Genomic DNA, 19,447 nt, shown 5'->3' with positions numbered 1-19,447 from the left:
CAAGCCTGATTTTTCCACCATTCCCCCCACAGCGGCGGCATGCCTGCAGGCGTGCCTGCCCAGGCCCACTGCGGCCAGCCATGGATAATTGTTTCAAGTAGAAATGAAACAGTTACATGACTATGCTAGAGTCGTTTCACGCTAGGGAGCGATGTTTTTTCAGCTGATTTTCAGCTCTTGACTCCCCCTGCTGTGTACCGAAACAACCCCGAAAAACGGTCGTCCGGCCTGAGTGTGTTCCACCTCGGCCGGCGCCACAGACTCGCCGTGCCAGCGGCCACTACAAGGATAAGCGATGGATTCGCAGACAACACCCCCTACCCCGCGGCGCAGCCGCCATTCGAAAATCGTCGGCACGGTCATCGCGCTGGCCGTGATGGCTGCGCTGGGGGGCGGTGCCTGGTACCTGACCCATTCCGGCGCCAGCGCCCAGGGCGGTCCCGGCATGGCCGGCCCTGGTGGTCCCGGCGGCCCCGGCGGGCGCCGCGGCGCGCCGTCGACCACCGTCGGCGTGGCCACGGCCGTGAAGTCCGACCTGCCCGTGGTGCTCGATGCGCTGGGCACCGTGACGGCCGCATCGACCGTGACGGTGCGCCCGCAAGTGTCGGGCATCTTGAAGGAGCTGAAATTCAAGGAGGGCGGCATGGTCAAGGCGGGCCAGGTGGTGGCGCAGATCGACCCGGCCCAGTTCGAGATGGCGCTGATGCAGGCCACGGGCCAGCGCCAGCGCGACGAAGCGCAGCTGGAAAACGCGCGCCTGACCCTGAAACGCTATCAAACCCTGCTGGGCCAGGATTCCATCGCGCGCCAGGATGTCGACACGCAGGCCGCATTGGTAAAACAGCTGGAAGGCACCGTCATGACGGACCGCGCCGCCGAAGGCACGGCCAGGCTGAATCTGGGCTACACCAGGGTGGTGTCGCCGATCAGCGGCCGCGCGGGCCTGAAGGTGGTCGACATCGGCAACCTGGTCAGCACCGGCGACACGGGCGGCGTGGTGGTGGTGACGCAGCTCTCGCCCATCGACGTGGAATTTTCCGTGCCGCAGGATAAGGTGCAGACCATCCAAGAGCGCCTGAATGGCGGCACGGCGCTGGCGGCGCTGGCGCTGGACCGCACGCGCACGCATACCCTGGACAAGGGCAGCCTGACGGCGCTCGACAACCAGGTCGATGTGCAGACGGGCACCGTGCGCGCCAAGGCCCGCTACACGAACGACAAGATGGCGCTGTTCCCCAGCCAGTTCGTCAACGTGCGGCTGGAACTGGGCAATATCACGGGCGCCGTGCTGGTGCCCGTCACGGCCCTGCGCCACAGCAACAACGGCGACTTCGTGTATGTGCTCAAGGCCGACAAGACCGTCACCGTGCGCCTGGTCACGCGCGGCCAGGCCACCACCGACATGGTGGAAATCCGCGCCGGCCTGGAGGCGGGAGAGCAAGTCATCACGGAAGGCGCCGACCGCCTGAAGGAAGGCGCGAAAGTCACCCTGGCGGGCGACAAGCCTGCCATGGGCGGCGGCGGTGCGGCCGGGGCGAACGGCGAACGCCGCCACCGCCGCCAGCACGCTGATGGCAGTGGCGGCGCGGCCAGCGCCTCGGCCTCGGCATCCGCTTCGGCATCCGCGCCGGCCACGGCGTCGGCGAAGGGCGCGGCGCAATGAGTCCATCGACGCCGTTCATCCAGCGCCCCGTCGCCACGGCGCTGCTGATGCTGGCCATCGTGCTGGCGGGGCTGGTCGGCTTCAAGTTCCTGCCGCTGGCCGCCTTGCCGCAGGTGGACTTCCCCACCATCCAGGTGCAGACCCTGTACCCGGGCGCCAGTCCCGAAGTCATGGGGCAGACCGTCACGGCGCCGCTGGAACGCCAGTTCGGCCAGATGTCGGGCTTGCAGCGCATGAGTTCCACCAGCGCGGCCGGCGTCTCCCTCATCACCCTGCAATTCACGCTGGGCCAGACCCTGGACGTGGCTGAGCAGGAAGTGCAGGCGGCCATCAACGCGGGCGGCTCGCTGCTGCCGACCGACTTGCCGGCGCCGCCCGTGTACGCGAAGATCAATCCGGCCGACGCGCCCGTGCTGACCCTGGCGATCACCTCGGACACGATGCCGCTGACGCAGGTGCAGAACATCGTCAACACGCGTCTGGCGCTGAAGATCAGCCAGGTCAGCGGCGTGGGCCTCGTCTCGCTGTCGGGCGGCCAGCGTCCCGCCGTGCGCATCCAGGGCGACACCAAATTGCTGGCCTCGTACGGCCTGGGCCTCGACAGCCTGCGCACGGCCATCGCGGCGGCCAACGTCAACAGCGCCAAGGGCAGTTTCGACGGTCCCACGCGCTCGTTCACCATCAACGCCAACGACCAGCTGGTCACGGCGGAAGACTACAAGCGCCTGATCATCACGTATAAAAACGGCGCGCCCGTGCGCCTGGCCGACGTGGCCAACGTCGTCGACAGCGCGGAAAACACGCGCCTGGGCGCCTGGTCCGGCAAGCAGCCGGCCATCATCCTGAACGTGCAGCGCCAGCCGGGCGCCAACGTCATCAAGACGGTCGACGCCATCAAGGCCCTGCTGCCGGACTTGCAGGCCAGCCTGCCGGCGGCCATGAAGCTCGACGTGCTGAGCGACCGCACGACGGGCATCCGCGCCTCGGTCGAACACGTGGAAATGGAACTGCTGCTGTCCGTGCTGCTGGTGGTGCTGGTGATCTTCGCCTTCCTGCACAGCCTGCGCGCCACCGTGATCGCCAGCCTGTCCGTGCCGATCTCGCTGATCGGCGCCTGCGGCATCATGTACTTGCTCGGTTACAGCCTGAACAACCTGTCGCTGATGGCCTTGACCATCGCCACGGGCTTCGTCGTCGACGACGCCATCGTCATGATCGAAAACATCGCCCGCTACATCGAGGAGGGCGAAACGCCGATGGCCGCCGCATTGAAGGGCGCGTCGCAGATCGGCTTTACCATCATCTCGCTGACGGTGTCCCTGATCGCCGTGCTGATTCCCCTGCTGTTCATGGGCGACGTGGTGGGCCGCTTGTTCCGCGAATTCGCCATGACCCTGGCCATCACGATCCTCATTTCCGCCGTCGTGTCGCTCACCCTGGTGCCGATGATGTCGGCGCGCTGGCTGAAAAGCCATGCCGATGAAAAAATCAGCGCCACGGGCCAGCGCATCCAGGCTTTCCTCGACAAGGTCATCCATCAATACGACCATGCGCTCGTGTGGGTGCTGAAACGCCAGGGCTTGACCCTGCTCGTGGCCCTGGCCACGCTGGTGCTGACCGTCATCCTGTACATCACCATCCCGAAAGGCCTGTTCCCCACGCAGGACACGGGCCAGCTGCAGGCGCGCATCGAAACCTCGCAAGCCGTCTCGTACGCACGCATGGCGACCTTGCAGCAGGCCGCCGCCAGCGCGCTGCTGGAAGACCCCGCTGTCGATACCCTCAGTTCCCTCGTCGGCGTCGATGCGGCCAACAACACCATGCTGCACACGGGCAGCATGCTGATCAACCTGAAGCGTCCGCGCAGCGGCAGCCAGGACGAGATCATGGAGCGCCTGCGCAACCGCGTGGCCCAGGTGGCCGGCGTGACCCTGTATCTGCAGCCGACGCAGGATCTGACCATCGACGCGGAATCGGGCCCGACCCAGTACCGCGTCTCGCTCGAAGGGGCCGACACGGCCACCGTCACCGAGTGGGCCGGCAAGCTGGCCGCGCGCATGCGCGAAAAAACGCAGCTGCGCAACGTCGTCACGGATGCGGGCGCCACGGGCGCCGCCGTCACCGTGGCCATCGACCGCGACAGCGCCGCGCGCATGTCGGTGACCACGGCCACCGTCGACGACGCGCTGTACAACGCCTTCGGCCAGCGCATCATTTCGACGATTTTCACGGAAACCAACCAGTACCGCGTCATCCTCGAGGCGCAGCCCGGCATCGTCACCACGCCGTCCGACCTGTCGGACCTGCAGGTGCGCACGGGCTCCGGCAAGTCGACGCCGCTGTCCGCCTTTGCCAGCGTCAGCGAAAAACAGGCGCCGCTGCAGATCACGCACGTGGCGCAGTACCCGGCCACGACCCTCGGCTTCGATACGACGCAGGGCGTGGCGCTGGGCAGCGCCGTCGACGCCATCCGCCAGGCGGCGAAGGACATCGCCTTGCCGCCATCGGTGACCTTGACCTTCCTCGGCGCGGCCGGCGCATATGAAAACTCGCTGTCGAACCAGCTGTGGCTCATTCTGGCCGCCGTCGTCTGCGTGTACATCGTGCTGGGCGTGCTGTACGAAAGCTACATCCACCCGCTGACGATTTTGTCGACCCTGCCGTCGGCCGGCGTGGGTGCCTTGCTGGCGTTGATGATCTCGGGGCAGGACCTGGGCGTGATCGGCATCATCGGCATCATCCTCCTGATCGGCATCGTGAAAAAGAACGCCATCATGATGATCGACTTCGCCATCGAGGCCGAGCGCGATGAAGGGAAAAGCCCGCAGGAAGCCATCCATCAGGCGGCGCTGCTGCGCTTCCGCCCCATCCTGATGACGACCCTGGCGGCGTTGTTCGCGGCCGTGCCGCTGATGCTGGGCTGGGGCGAGGGCGCCGAGTTGCGCCGTCCGCTGGGCCTGGCCATCTTCGGCGGCCTGATCGTCAGCCAGGTGCTGACCCTGTTTACCACGCCCGTCATCTACCTGGGCTTCGACCGCCTGGGCCAGCGCTTTGCGGGCACAGGGAAGAACGCTGTCAGTCTCGATAAACCGGGTGCGGGGAGCGGCGCGTGAATCTGTCCGAACCGTTCGTCAAGCGTCCCATCGCCACCGTGCTGCTGACCATCGGCATCGCGCTGGCGGGTATCGGCGCCTTCTTCGTGCTGCCCGTCTCGCCGCTGCCGCAGGTCGATTATCCGACCATTTCCGTCAGCGCCAGCCTGCCCGGCGCCAGCCCCGCGACCATGGCCACCTCGGTAGCCACGCCGCTGGAACGGCGCCTGGGCGTGATCTCGGGCGTGAACGAGATGACGTCGTCGTCGGGCACGGGCTCGGCGCGCATCAATTTGCAGTTTGACCTGAACCGCAAGATCGATTCGGCCGCGCGCGAAGTGCAGGCCGCGATTGCCGCCGCGCGCGCGGACTTGCCGGCCACCCTGCGCAGCAACCCCACCTACCGCAAGGCCAATCCGTCCGACGCGCCCGTGATCATCCTGGCGCTGACGTCGAAGACGCGCACGCCGGGGCAGATCTACGACGCCGTGTCGAACCTGGTGCAGCAAAAGGTGGCGCAGGTCAAGGGCGTGGGCGACGTGGAACTGGGCGGCGGCTCGCTGCCTGCCGTGCGCGTGGAACTGCTGCCGTACCAGCTCAATCACTATGCCGTGTCGATGGAAGACGTGCGCGCGGCCATCCAGGCCAGCAACGCCAACCGCCCGAAAGGGGCGATCTCCGGCGACGAGCGCAGCCTGCAGATCTATTCGGGCGCGGCGACGGCCTCGGGCGGACGCTCAGCAAACGATTACCGCAGCCTGGTCGTGGCCTGGCGCGACGGCGCCGCCATCCGCCTCGACGACGTGGCCGAAGTGGTCGACGGCGTGGAAAACAACAATACCCTGGGCCTGTTCAATGGCGACCCGGCCGTCATCGTGCTGATCACGCGCCAGCCCGGCGCCAACGTCATCGCCACGGTGGACGGCGTGCGCGCGCTGCTGCCGCAACTGCAGGCGCAGCTGCCGGGCGACATCAAGCTGCAGGTGGCGTCCGACAGCACCAATTCCATCCGCTCGTCGCTGCACGAGATCGAATTCACGCTGATATTGTCCATCGTGCTCGTCGTGCTGGTGGTCAGCGCCTTTTTGCGCAGCGTGCGCGCCACCATCATTCCGGCCGTGGCCACCATCGTCTCGCTGCTGGGCACCTTCGGCGTGATGTACATGCTGGGATTTTCGCTCAATAACCTGTCGCTGATGGCGCTCACGGTGGCCACGGGCTTTGTCGTCGACGACGCCATCGTCGTGCTGGAAAACACGCAGCGCCACATCGAGGCGGGCATGGACCGCTTCAAGGCGGCCCTCTTGGGCGCGCGCGAAGTGGGCTTTACGGTACTGTCGATCAGCCTGTCGCTGGTGGCCGTCTTCATCCCGCTGCTGTTCATGGGCGGGCAGGTGGGGCGCCTGTTCCGCGAGTTCGCCGTGACCCTGTCGGCCGCCGTGATGATTTCGCTGGTGATCTCGCTCACGACCACGCCGATGATGTGCGCCTGGCTGCTGAAAAGCGGCCAGCAGCACCAGCCGCCAGGCCGGGTCGCGCGCTGGTTCGAGCGCGGTTTCGGGCGCATGCTGACAGTCTACGAGCATTGCCTGGACTGGGCCTTGTCCAGCGCCGCGCTGGTGATGACCATCCTCGTGTTCGTCGTCGGCCTGAACGTGTATCTGTTCGCGGCCGCGCCGAAAGGCTTCTTCCCGCAGCAGGACACGGGCCAGATCAACGGCGGCATGCGGGCCGACCAGAGCATCTCGTTCCAGGCCATGCAGAGCAAATTGCGCCAGCTGGTCGACATCATCAAGGACGATCCGGCCGTCGCCACCGTCGTGGGGTTCACGGGCGGCGGCAGGGCAGGGGGCGGCTTCATGTTCATCGACCTCAAACCCGCGTCGCAGCGCACGGACAAGGGCCAGGCCGTGATCGCCCGCCTGCGTCCGCAACTGGCCAAGGTGACGGGCATTTCGCTGTTCCTCAACCCCGTGCAGGATCTGCGCATGGGCGGGCGTTCCAGTAATTCGACGTACCAGTACACCCTGATCAGCGACAATCAGGCGGACCTGAAGAAATGGGCGGCCAAGCTGGCCGACCAGATGAAGCTGCAGCCGGCCCTGATCGACGTGGACACGGACCAGGCGGAAAACGGCGTGGAAACCTTTGTCAGCATCGACAAGGACCGCGCCACGCAGCTGGGCGTGCAGGTGAAGGATATCGACAATGCGCTGTACAACAGCTTCGGCCAGCGCCAGGTGGCGACCATCTACGATGAGCTGAACCAGTACCACGTGATCATGGAAGTGGCGCCACGCTATGCGCAAAGCCCGGAAGCGCTGCGCTCCGTGTACGTGCCGGCGTCGAATGCGGCGGCCGTCGCCGCCACCAGCACGACCGCCACCGCCACCGCCACTGCGGCACCGTCCAACACGACGGCGGCGCGCGACCCGTCCAGCGGCTCGGCTCTGTCGACGACCCTGGCGCACATGGTGCCGCTGTCCTCGTTCAGCAGCTTTGCCGAAAGCGCGACGGCGACCTCGATCAACCACCAGGGCGGGGAACTGGCCACCACCGTGTCGTTCAACCTGGCCGACGGCTATCCGCTCAGCGACGGCCAGGCGGCCGTGGCCCAGGCGGAGTCGGAAATCGGCATGCCCGTCAACGTGCGCGGCAGCTTCCAGGGTTCGGCCAAGAGCGCGCAAGACAGCAACAAGGAGCAGCCGCTGCTGATCCTGGCGGCCATCGTGGTGATCTACATCGTGCTGGGCATCCTGTACGAAAGCCTGATCCACCCCGTCACCGTGCTGTCGACCTTGCCGTCGGCGGGGGTGGGCGCCGTGCTGGCCTTGCTGCTGTTTCGCATGGAATTTTCCATCATCGCCCTGATCGGCGTGTTCCTGTTGATCGGTATCGTCAAGAAAAATGCTATATTGATCATCGACTTCGCGCTGGAGGCCGAGCGTTCGCGCGGCTTGAGTGCAGTGGAGGCGGTGCGCGAGGCTTGTCTGCTGCGTTTCCGCCCCATTCTGATGACCACCCTGGCGGCGGCGCTTGGCGCCTTGCCGCTGGCGATCGGTTTCGGCGAGGGGTCAGAGCTACGCCAGCCCTTGGGGGTCGCCATCATCGGCGGCCTGATTGCCAGCCAGTTACTCACATTGCTGACCACCCCGGTGGTCTACATCCTGCTCGACAAGCTGCGCACGCGCAGCGCCGACGAGCAGCAATTGAGCCGCATTCCTGGGCCAGATAACCCGAGCACACAATCATGAAGCAAGTAAAACCTATCGTATCGACCGTCCCCGCACGCCACCTGCTGGCGCTGGGCGCGGCCACCGCTTTCCTGCTGCTGGCCGGCTGCGCCGTCAGCCCCGCGTATGAAACGCCGACGGCCGCCGCGCCGCAGACGTTCAAGGAGGCGGCCGGCTGGCAGCCTGCCGCGCCGGCCGACACCCTGGAACGGGGCCCGTGGTGGACCCTGTTCGGCGACGCGCAGCTGAACCAGCTGGCCGAAGGCATCGACATCTCGAACCAGAACGTGGCGGCCGCCATCGCTTCCTACGAGCAGGCGCGCGCGCTGGTGCGCGAACAGCGCGCCTCGCTGTTCCCCAGCGTGAACCTGACGGGCAGCGGCGCCCGTTCGGGCGGCGGGGGCGAGCAGCAGACGAACAACAACTTCAAGGCCGCCATCGGCGCGTCGTGGGAACCGGACGTGTGGGGCAAGCTGCGCGCCGGCGTGACGGGCGCGGACGCCAGCGCCGCCGCCAGCGCGGCCGACCTGGCTGCGGCGCGCCTGTCGGCGCAGGGCGAGCTGGCCACCAATTACTTTTCGCTGCGCCAGAGCGATGCGCAAATCGCCTTGCTCAAATCGACCATCGACGGCTACCAGCGCGTGCTCGACATCACCAGCAACCGCTTCAATTCCGGCATCGCCGCCAAGTCCGACCTGCTGCAGGCGCAGACGCAGCTGGCCAATGCGCAGATCGACCTGTCCAGCCAGACGCGTTCACGCGCGCAGCTCGAACATGCGATCGCCATCCTGTTGGGCAAAGCGCCGTCCGACTTCAGCCTGGCCGTGGCGCCGTGGACCCTGACCGTGCCCGAGGTGCCGCTGGGCGTGCCGTCAACCCTGCTGCAGCGCCGTCCCGATATCGCCGCCGCCGAGCGCCGGGTGGCCGTGGCCAATGAGCAGATCGGCATCGCCCGCTCGGCCTACTATCCGAGCTTGAACCTGACGGGTTCCTACGGCTCCGGCGCCAGCAAGGTGGGCGATTTGTTCAATGCATCGTCGAGCCTGTGGTCCTTGGGCGTGTCGGCCGCGCAGACGCTGTTCAACGCGGGCGCCACCACGGCCAGCGTGGACGCCGCCAAGGCGGGCCATGAAGCGGCCGTTGCGCGCTACCGCCAGACGGTATTGAGTGCCTTCGGCGCCGTGGAAGACCAGCTGTCGGCCACGCGCGCGCTGGCCGAACAGCTGGCCTTGCGCCAGCAGGCGTCGTCTGCCGCCGACCAGGTCGAGCAGCAGATGCTGAACCGCTACAACGCGGGCCAGGTCGGCTACACGGACGTGGTGACGGCGCAGGTGACTGCCCTGTCGGCGCGCCGTTCGCTGGTGCAGGCGCAGGCGGACCGCCAGACGACGGCCGTGGCCCTGATCCAGTCGCTGGGCGGCGGCTGGCATGTGCCGCCGGCGCAGTAAAGGGGGCAGCAAGGGGCAGTATGGCGCAGGGAAAACCCCGGCGCCAAATTCGCGTTTTCCCGCGCATCTTGAGTGCTAAAATGCAAGATTATCAATTCCCAGCCTGACGGTTTGGCCGTGGCTGCACTCTTGCCGACGATGACACGCAGTAAACACAGCAATGCTTCCGTTCCCGAAGTGGCCACCATCGTGTTCCCCGTGGTGGCCATCGGCGCTTCCGCCGGCGGGCTCGATCCCATCGTCGCTTTCCTGGCGAACGTGCCGCAGGAAAGCGGCATCGCCTATGTGGTGATCCAGCATCTGGATCCCACGCAAAAGGCCATGCTGCCGGAACTGCTGCAGCGCGCCACCAGCATTCCCGTCACCGAAATCACGCACCAAGCGGAGTTGCGGCCCAATCATATCTATGTGATCCCGTCGAATGCCGACCTGGGGCTGTCGAAGGGGCGTTTCGTGCTCAGCGAACCGGTGCAGATGCGCGGCCACCGCTTGCCCATCAATACCTTTTTCGAGAGCCTCGCAAGCGAGCTGGGCGAACTTGCCGTGGGCGTGATTTTTTCCGGCATGGGCAGCGACGGCACGCGCGGCTTGCAGGCGATTAAGCAGGCAGGAGGACTGACCCTGGCCCAGCATCCGGACACGGCCAAGTTCGACATGATGCCGCAAAGCGCGATCGCCGCCGAAGTGGTGGACCTGGTCGATTTTCCCGACAAGATGCCCGACAAGATCATCACCTATCTGTTCCGCAGCAGTTTTCTCAGCTTGCCCGGGCACGAGCCGAACGGGCGCAATTCCCTGCAGGAAATCGTCGCCTTGCTGTCCGAGCACACGGGCAACAGCTTTACGGATTACAAGATCAACACGGTGCTGCGGCGCATCGAACGGCGCATGAGCTTGTATCAAATGACGTCGATGGAACAATACGTGCCGTATTTGCGCGCCAATCCCGCCGAGATCGACTTGCTGTTCAAGGAATTGCTGATCGGCGTGACGAGCTTTTTCCGCGACCCCAAGGTGTGGGAATACCTGAAGATGGTGGCCTTGCCGCAATTGCTGGCGGCCCACCCGGACGGACGGGCCTTCAAGGCCTGGGTGCCCGCCTGTTCCACGGGCGAGGAGGCGTATTCGCTGGCCATGGTCTTCCATGAAGTGGTGGCCAGCAGCAACCCGCCGTCGAAATACAGCCTGCAGATCTTCGCCACCGACCTGTCGGCCGACGCCATCGACCGCGCGCGCCAGGGCCGCTTTCCGCACAGCATCAGCAGCGACGTGTCGGCCGAACGGCTCGAGCGCTTCTTCTTGCACGACAAGAACGGCTACCACGTGAAAAAAGAGATCCGCAACACGATCATCTTTGCCCAGCAAAACATCATCTCCGACCCGCCGTTCACCAAGCTCGATATCCTGTGCTGCCGCAACCTGCTGATTTACCTCAACGCCAAGCTGCAGCAGCGTTTGATTCCCCTGTTTCATTACGCCTTGAACCGCGACGGGATTTTGCTGCTGGGCAGCGCCGACACGCCAGGTCATTTTTCCGACCTGTTTTCGCCGCTGACCACGTCGACCCGGCTGTACCGCCGCCTCGACAACCTGGCGCGCCAGCGCCTGCCCACGTATTTCCCCACCAAGGTATCGTTGGCATCCCCTCCCACACCTAGCGACACGAGAGAAGTCAGCATGACTGGAAAGATTCAATCCCATGTCGAGCAATTATTGCTCCAGAAATATTCGCCTGCCGCCGCGCTGCTGAACCAGGATGGCGACATTCTGTACATCAACGGCCGCACGGGCGCCTTCCTGGAACCGGCGGCCGGCAAGGCCAACTGGAATATCCACGCCATGGCGCGCGATGGCTTGCGTTACGAGCTGGCCGGCCTGATCAAGCAGGCGCTGCAAAGCGAAAGCGTGGTGCGCCTGAAGGGCCTGGTGGTCAAGGATCACCTGGGTCAGTCGCTGGGCGTGGACCTGAGCGCCGAGGCGCTGAGCCAGCCCGAATCCCTGCGCGGCATGGTCTTCGTCACGTTTTCCAGCGCGCCGCTGCTGGCCGAGACGCGCCGCGGCCGCTCGCCCAATCCCAAGGTGCTGGAACTGGAACAGCAGCTGGCGCAGGCGCGCAATGAAATCCAGGCCGTGCGCGACGAGATGCAGACCTCGCGCGAGGAACTGAAATCGGCCAACGAGGAATTGCAGTCGACCAATGAAGAGCTGCAATCGACGAACGAGGAGCTGACCACCTCGAAGGAAGAGATGCAGTCGCTCAATGAAGAACTGTACACGGTCAATGCCGAACTGCAATCGAAGGTCGATGACTTGTCGCTGGTCAACAGCGACATGAAAAACCTGCTCAACAGCACCGATATCGCCACCATTTTCCTCGACAGCGACCTGCGCATCCGCCGCTTCACGGCGCCGGCCACGCAAATCTATAAATTGATCCAGACGGACTTGCGCCGTCCGCTCAGCGACATCGTCAACGACCTCGATTATCCGGGCCTGGAAGCCGATGCGCTGGAAGTGATCCGCAGCCTCGTGTTTTGCGAGCGGCAGGTGGAAACGAAGACGGGGCGCTGGTACAACGTGCGCATCATGCCGTACCGCACGATCGAAAACGTGATCGATGGCGTGGTGGTGACCTTCATCAATATTACAGAATCGAAACTGCTGGAAGCCCAGCTGCGCCAGATCCAGTCCGGCGCGGCGGCGGGCGGGGGCAGCGGCGAGCACGCGTCATGAGCGAACCATTCGACGAGGGGAGCATGCAGGCCAGGTTGCGAGAGCAGGCCGAGCAATTGGCGGCGCAGCAGCGCCAGCCCGTGCCGCAGTCGAATGAAGACGTGATGCGCCAGCTGCATGAGTTGCAGGTCAGCCAGATCGAGCTGGAAATGCAGAGCGCGGCCCTGGCCGAGCTGGAGCAGTTGAAGAATGAATTTGAAAGCAGCCGCGACCGTTATGCGCAGCTGTATGAACAGGCGCCCGTCAGCTATTTTTCGCTGGCGCGCGAGGGCGTCATCACGCGCGTCAACGTGGCAGCCTGCGGCTTGTTGGAGCGCGACAAGAACCAGTTGCTGGGACGGCGTTTCGAGCAATTCATCGCACCCCAGGCGCAGGGCGGCTTCCGGCGCTTCCTCGACGCCGTCTTTGCCAGCGGCACGCGCCAGGTGCTCGAGGCGCAGCTGTTCGACGGCGAAGCGGCCGGCCGGGGCGGCATGGTGCGCATCGAAGCCAATTTCGATATTGACAGCACCACGGCGCGCATGCTGGTGACGGACCTGGGCGACGAGCATGCGCGCGAATCGGCCTTGCGGCGCGCCTTCGTCATTCTCGACAGCATACGCGAAGGCGTGCTGGTGACCGATAGCGCCAACCGCATCATTTCCGTCAATCCCGCCTTCACCACCATCACCGGCTACCAGGCGGAGGAAGCCATCGGGCGCGATCCGTCCTTCCTCGGCGGCGGCACGCATCTGCCGCATTTCTATGAAACCATGTGGCGCAGCCTGCACCAGGATGGCAGCTGGTATGGGGAACTGGTGAACCGGCGCAAGAATGGCGAGCGCTTCGTCGAATCGCTGTCGATCACGCCCATGCGCGCGCCCGATGGCAGCATCAGCCATTTTGTCGGCGTGTTTTCCGATATCACCGAGCGCAAGCTGGCCGAGGCGGACCTGCGCGAACTGCACCGCGAACTGGACCAGCGGGTGGTCGACCGCACGGCCGAATTGCTGCGCGCCAACCAGCATCTGCAGCTGGAAGTGCACCAGCGCGAGCGGGCGCAGGAAGCCTTGCGCGATGCCGAGCGCTTCTTTCACGCCACCATCGATTCGCTGACGGACCGGGTGCTGGTGCTGGACCAGGCGGGCCGCGTCGTGCATGCCAACCAGGCTTGCCTGGCCTTTGTCGGGCAAACGCAACCGCCGCTGCAGTACCTGGAGTTTTGCGAGACGGACCCGCGCTGGCAGCGCAGCGCCGGACGCGAGCTGGCCGCCGGCATCCGCTCCGTCATTGCTGGCACTGCCGACACGTTTGCGCTCGAATACGAGTTTGCCACGCGCTCGGGCCCCCGCTGGTCGCAGGCCAGGATCAGCCGTTTCCTCGGCGAAGGGCCGTTGCGCGTGGTGGTGGCGCACACGGACATTACCGAACGCAAGCTGATGGATGGCGCGCTGCGCCAGTCGCACGCGCAGCTGCGCCAGCTGGCCCTGCACCTGGAAACGGCCAAGGAAGACGAGCGCAAGCGCATTTCGCGCGATATCCACGATGAACTGGGACAAAACCTGCTGGCGCTGCGCATCGATATCTCCATGCTCAGCGCCCGCACCGAAGGTTCCCATCCGCGCCTGCACCGCCGCGTCGGCGCCGTGCTCAGCAATGTCGACACCACCATCAAGAGCGTGCGCGGCATCATCAACGAACTGCGCCCGATGGCGCTGGACCTGGGCTTGCAGGCCGCCGTCGAGTGGCAGGTGGGCGACTTCCGCAAGCGCAGCGGCGTGGCCTGCCGCCTGCTGATACGCGACGAGGCACTGTTTGCCGCCATCGGCAGCCAGGCCGAGATCGTGCTGTTCCGCATCGTGCAGGAAGCGCTCAGCAACGTCATGCGCCATGCCCAGGCCAGCCAGGTCGAGATCGAACTCAGTTCGGATGCCTGCGCCGTGTACGTGGCCATCAGCGACAACGGCATCGGCATCACGCCGCAGCAGCAGCGCAAGAAACAATGTTTTGGCCTGATCGGCATCGCCGAGCGGGTGACGGCGCTGGGCGGGCATTTCGAGGTGGGCGTGCCGGCGTCGGGCAGCGGCTGCCGCCTGGCCCTGCACATACCCCTGCCGGGCGCGGCGCGTCCGCCCGCCTGACGCGCAGATTGCACCAGGATAATTTTTTGCCGACCCAGGCGGTCGGGACAGGCTATACTTTCGCCTGCTTTTTATGGAGGGGCATATCTTGTTCAAGACAATCGTTTTACCAGTCGCCTTGTTGGGCGCGTTCGCCGGCGCACACGCCGACGAAGGGCAGTGGCAACCACATCAGCTGCCACAGCTGAAGGCCGAACTCAAACGGGTCGGCATCGACATTCCTGCAGAAAAACTGGCCGACCTGAGCAAGCACCCGATGAGCGCCATCGTGTCGCTGGGCGGCTGCTCGGCCGCTTTCGTTTCCGACGCGGGCCTGGTGGTGACGAACCACCATTGCGCGTATGGCGCCGTGCAGCGCAATTCCACGCCGGAACACAATTACATCACCGACGGCTTCCTGGCCAAGACGCGCGCCAGCGAGCTGCCGGGCGGTCCGAACAGCCTCGTGTATGTGACGGACAGGGTGGAAAACGTCAGCGAGCGCGTGCTGAAAGGCTTGACGGCCAACATGAGCGGTCGCGCGCGCCACGAAGCCGTGGAAAAGCGCATCAAGGACCTGATCGCCGAATGCGAGACGGACAAGATGTACCGCTGCTCCGTGCCCGCCTTCCACCGCGGCCTCGAGTACTACCGCATCCGCCAGATGATGATACGCGACGTGCGCCTCGTGTACGCGCCATCGGACAAGATCGGCAACTTCGGCGGCGACATCGACAACTACGAATGGCCGCGCCACACGGGCGATTACTCGTTCCTGCGCGCCTACGTGGGCAAGGATGGCCGTCCGGCCGATCCGTCGCCCGACAACGTACCCTATAAGTCGAAGGACTTCCTGGTCGTCTCGGCCGAAGGCTTGAAGGCCGGCGACGGCATCTTGCTGGCGGGCTACCCCGGCCGCACCAGCCGCTACAAGCTGCCGGCGGAAATCCGCTTCGCGCGCGATACGGCCTTCCCCCTGAAAGTGTCGGAACTGCAGGCCGATCTGGCCGTGATGGCTGCCGCCACGCAGGGCGACGCCGCTTCCGCCGTGCGCTACGCGAGCGTGGTGAAAAGCATCAACAACGTGCTGAAGAAAACCCAGGGCTTGCTCGACGGTTTCGCCCGCAAGGACATCGCCGCCATCAAGGACGTGCAGGACGCCGAATTCCGCGCCTGGTACGCCAAGCAGCCGGACGTGTCGCCGACCCTGCTGGCCGAACTGGACGCGGCGATCGCCAGCGACATGGCCTTGAGCGAAGAAGAGTTCGCCTGGACGGTGGCCACCAACAGCGACCTGCTGAAAAGCGCGCGCACCGTCTACCGTTTGTCGCTCGAGCGCCAGAAGCCGGACGCCGAGCGCGAATCGGGCTTCCAGCAGCGCGACCTGGCCTTCATCAAGGCCCGTCTGGCCCGCCTGGAACAGTCGTATGTCAACAAGGTCGACCAGGCGCGCTTTGAAGCGGGCCTGAAGCGTTATGCCCAGCTGGCGGGCAAGAGCCATCCGCAAGGCCTGGACGCGCTGCTGCCGGCGCCAGGCGCCGTGGCCGCCCTGTACCAGCAGACGCAGCTGGCTGACACGGCCAAGCGCCTGGCCTGGCTGGAAAAGGACCAGGCCGCTGCGAAGCAGTCCGACGACGCCTTCATGCAGCTGGCCGTCAAGCTGCAGCCGGTGGAACTGGCGCTGGAAGACCGCCGCAAGGAAATCGACGGCAACCTGGAGCGCGTGATTCCGCAATACATGCAGGCCGTGATTGCGTGGAAGAAATCGCAAGGCAAGCCGGTGTATCCTGACGCCAACTCGACCCTGCGCGTCACCTACGGCACCGTCTCGCCGTACTCGCCGCGCGATGGGCTGACCAAGGGACCGTTCACGACCGTGGAAGGCATCGTCGAGAAAGTCACGGGCAAGGCCCCGTTCGAAGCGCCGCAAGGCTTGATCGACGCCGTCAAGCAAAAACGCTACGGTCAGTTCCGCGATCCTGTGCTGGGCACGGTGCCCGTCAACTTCCTCACCAGCGCCGACACCACGGGTGGCAATTCCGGCTCGGCCGTGATGAACAAGCGCGGCGAACTGATCGGCCTGAACTTCGATTCGACGTATGAATCGATCACCAAGGACTGGTACTTCGACACGGCCATCACGCGCGCCATCCACCTCGACATCCGCTACATGCTGTGGGTGATGAAGGAAGTGGACCATGCGGACAACTTGCTGCAGGAAATGACGATCAAGTATCCGAAGGCTGCCAAGAAGTAATTTTCGACGCTAAACAAGCCGCATCCGCCGTAAGGCCGATGCGGCTTTTTTACGTATGGGCAACTAGTTTGAGTTCCATCAATATGCCAGCGTTCACCATGGTTAGCATGGGCCAGGGGAACAAGTTTGAAGGGGGCAAGATGAATGATGGCGAGCTGGCAGCCGATCTGGCGCGCCTTTTCGGAGCGGGCTGGCGAGTCCAGGATAGCCGCTTGCTGCGCATGGATTTTCCGCGCGACGATGGTCCGCCCGATACCGCGCTGTTGGTCAACAGTTTGCGGGCACACGAGGAAATGTCACGCGACTTTCGCTTCGACATCGAACTGCTGTCGGACAATCTCCACGTTCCCCTGACAGCGATGATGGGACGCATGGTCACGATTTCGATGGTGCGCGATGACGGCAGCTTGCGCCATTTTAATGGTTACGTCGGCGAATTTCGCTTGTTGCGCAGCGATGGCGGTTTCGCGTTCTACCAGATGGTGCTGCAACCCTGGCTGGCGTTGTCCAGGCTGCGCATGGACAACGTCTCGTTCCACGAACGCACGGTCGTCGACATCAGCGAAACGACCTTCGATCATTATTTGCAGCGCGACTGGCAAAACCGGCTGCATGAGGAAAAAGCGATATTAAGCTGTGCCAACCAGCATAATGAAACCGATTACAACCATCTGCACCGGCGCTGGGAAGACCAGGGTATCCATTACTGGTATGAACATCGCGCCGACGGCCATACGCTTTGTTTGGGCGACAATACCTGGCTGAGCGACAGCATCGATCCAGGCGATGGCGATGCCAGCGCAGCCGACGAGATGGTGTTTCGCAGCGGCGCGGGCTCGCTGGAGGGTGACGGCATACGCGATTGGCAGGCAATACGGAAGATCGCTTCAGGCTCGCTCACGCTGGCCAGCTTCAACTACAAGCAGCCGTATGCCTGCCGCGCCAGCGGCTATGCGCTGCACCAGCAGGGCGACGTGTTTGCCCATGAACTGTATCAAAACACCGGCTATGGCTATGCCGACATGGATGACGGCGAAGCGCTGGCGCAACGCCGCCTGGAGGAGCATAACTGCCAGGCGCAATACTTCGAAGCGGGCGGCAATCACCGCTGCGCTCAGGCCGGGCGCAGTTTCACGCTGGGCGGACACTTCAGCGGCAATCCATCCATGCCGGCCAGAGGTGAAGCGGCGCGTCCGGACATCGCCTCGCGCGAATACCTGATCCTGTCGGTCGATCATATCGCCAGCAACAATTACCAGGCAGGCACGGGCGCGAAGTCGCATTATGAAAACCGTTTCAGCTGCATCCGCAAGAATATCCGCTGGTATCCGGGGCGGCACTTCAACAGCACGCCTTGTGCGTTGCCCGGCGTGCAGACGGCGATTGTCACCGGGCCGGCAGGCGAAACCATCCATACCGACGCGCTGGGCCGGGTAAAGGTGCAATTCCACTGGGACCGGCTGGGCAAGTTCGACGCGGGCAGTTCGCCTTGGATCCGGGTCATGACGCCATGGGCGGGCCAGGCGTTCGGCCAGGTCGCGTTGCCGCGCATCGGCCAGGAAGTACTGATCCAGTTTCTCGACGGCAATATCGACCGTCCCGTCATTGTCGGCGCGGTGTACAACGGCAAGCATGCGCCGCCGTGGAATTTGCCGGGGCAACGCATGCTGGGCGGCTGGCGCAGCGCCGAGCTGATGCCTGGCGGCGGCTATGGCGTGCGCGGCAACCAGTTGGTGCTCGACGATACGCACCAGCACATCCAGGCGCAACTGAAAAGCGATCATCAGCACAGCCAATTGTCGCTCGGCTGCATCGGCCGCATCGAAGACGCCAGCGGGCGCAAGGATGCGCGTGGCGAGGGCTGGGAACTGGCGTCAGACGCCTGGGGCGTGGCGCGCGCCGGCCGCGGCATGTTGCTGACCACCGAAGCGCGCCCTGGCGCCGCCTCGCATATCAAGAGCATGGATGAAACCTTGCGCCGGCTGGCCGAGGCTGCCGAGCGGCACAAGGCGCTTGCGGCCCTGGCGCAGCATCACGGCGCGCAGGAAAGTGCCGCCCAGCAGGGCGCCACCGCCGATGTGCTGAAAGCCCAGCATGCCGGAATCAAGGGCGCTGCCGGCAGTGGCGAAAACGCATTTCCCGAACTATCAAAGCCGCATCTGGTGCTGGCCAGTCCGGCCGGTATCGAAACGACGACCGCGCAATCGACGCACATCGCCAGCGCCGAGCATACGGCGCTGACGGCCGGGCGCGACCTGTCGCTGGCGGCCGGCGGCGGCCTGTTCGCCAGCATCGGCGCGGCGCTGCGTCTGTTCGTCCACAAGGCTGGCATGAAACTGATCGCCGCAGCTGGCCCGGTGCAGATCGCGGCGCAAACCGATGCGGTCGATATCGTCGCCAACAAGGTGCTGGAATTGATCAGCCAGGCCGACTGGGTGCATATTCGCGGCCGCAAAGGCGTGCGCCTGCATGGCGCCAATTGCATGCTTGAAATTAGCGACAAGGTACAGTTTTTTACCGCGTCGCCGACGCTGTTCCATGGAAACCTGGAAACGCTGGCGCCCAAGAACCGGCCGCAACCGGAGCTGGAGCCGCCCATCGCGCCGGTAGCGGGGCAATTGCAGCATACGATACAGGCCCATGCGGATGGCGGCCAGTACGCCAATGTGCCGTACACGCTGTACAACGGGGAAGCCGAAGTGGAGCAAGGACTGACCGACGAATTCGGCCGCATCCTGATCGCGCATCTGGACGGCACGCCGCGCTACCGTGTCGTCCTTGGCAATGGCGAAGAGTTTTCATTGCAGGCGAGCGCGCGCTTCGACCCGAACGCGGCGCCGGACGGTGAACAGAAGTTGTCGAACCGCGGTTTGCGCGCGTTCGACGACACCGCCGATGGCCGCGGGGTTCAATGATTCACGA

General features: G+C 64.8%; 8 protein-coding genes. All 8 read left to right on the top strand.

Annotation, left to right across the window (positions count from 1 at the left end):
- Positions 1 to 295 precede the first annotated feature (295 nt).
- On the top strand, positions 296 to 1,663 hold the full coding sequence (locus ACQ4W4_RS01885) for an efflux RND transporter periplasmic adaptor subunit (RefSeq protein WP_436540561.1): 1,368 nt from the start codon (positions 296 to 298) through the stop codon (positions 1,661 to 1,663).
- On the top strand, positions 1,660 to 4,776 hold the full coding sequence (locus ACQ4W4_RS01880) for an efflux RND transporter permease subunit (protein WP_436540560.1): 3,117 nt from the start codon (positions 1,660 to 1,662) through the stop codon (positions 4,774 to 4,776). Before ACQ4W4_RS01885 ends, ACQ4W4_RS01880 begins: the two co-directional genes overlap by 4 nt.
- Positions 4,773 to 8,009 (top strand): efflux RND transporter permease subunit, encoded by a 3,237-nt coding sequence (locus ACQ4W4_RS01875; RefSeq protein WP_436540559.1) that lies wholly within the window; start codon positions 4,773 to 4,775, stop codon positions 8,007 to 8,009. The genes ACQ4W4_RS01880 and ACQ4W4_RS01875 overlap by 4 nt, the downstream gene beginning before the upstream one ends.
- Positions 8,006 to 9,436, top strand: coding sequence for an efflux transporter outer membrane subunit (locus ACQ4W4_RS01870; protein ID WP_436540558.1), 1,431 nt, complete (start codon positions 8,006 to 8,008; stop codon positions 9,434 to 9,436). Before ACQ4W4_RS01875 ends, ACQ4W4_RS01870 begins: the two co-directional genes overlap by 4 nt.
- Before the next feature lie 138 nt (positions 9,437 to 9,574).
- Positions 9,575 to 12,169 carry a chemotaxis protein CheB gene (locus tag ACQ4W4_RS01865; RefSeq protein ID WP_436540557.1) on the top strand — a complete coding sequence of 865 codons (2,595 nt, stop codon included), beginning with the start codon at positions 9,575 to 9,577 and terminating at the stop codon, positions 12,167 to 12,169.
- On the top strand, positions 12,166 to 14,289 hold the full coding sequence (locus tag ACQ4W4_RS01860) for a PAS domain-containing sensor histidine kinase (RefSeq protein ID WP_436540556.1): 2,124 nt from the start codon (positions 12,166 to 12,168) through the stop codon (positions 14,287 to 14,289). The genes ACQ4W4_RS01865 and ACQ4W4_RS01860 overlap by 4 nt, the downstream gene beginning before the upstream one ends.
- Before the next feature lie 88 nt (positions 14,290 to 14,377).
- Positions 14,378 to 16,525 carry a S46 family peptidase gene (locus tag ACQ4W4_RS01855; protein WP_436540555.1) on the top strand — a complete coding sequence of 716 codons (2,148 nt, stop codon included), beginning with the start codon at positions 14,378 to 14,380 and terminating at the stop codon, positions 16,523 to 16,525.
- 221 nt (positions 16,526 to 16,746) lie between these two features.
- The gene (locus tag ACQ4W4_RS01850; RefSeq protein ID WP_436541110.1) at positions 16,747 to 19,440 is read left to right on the top strand and encodes a type VI secretion system Vgr family protein; all 2,694 of its coding nucleotides are present in this window, start codon (positions 16,747 to 16,749) and stop codon (positions 19,438 to 19,440) included.
- Positions 19,441 to 19,447 lie beyond the last annotated feature (7 nt).

The organism is Janthinobacterium glycogeni, assembly GCF_051380725.1.
GTDB lineage: Bacteria > Pseudomonadota > Gammaproteobacteria > Burkholderiales > Burkholderiaceae_D > Janthinobacterium.
Note: the sequence above shows the minus strand (reverse complement) of the source record. Positions and strands in the feature narration are given on the sequence as shown.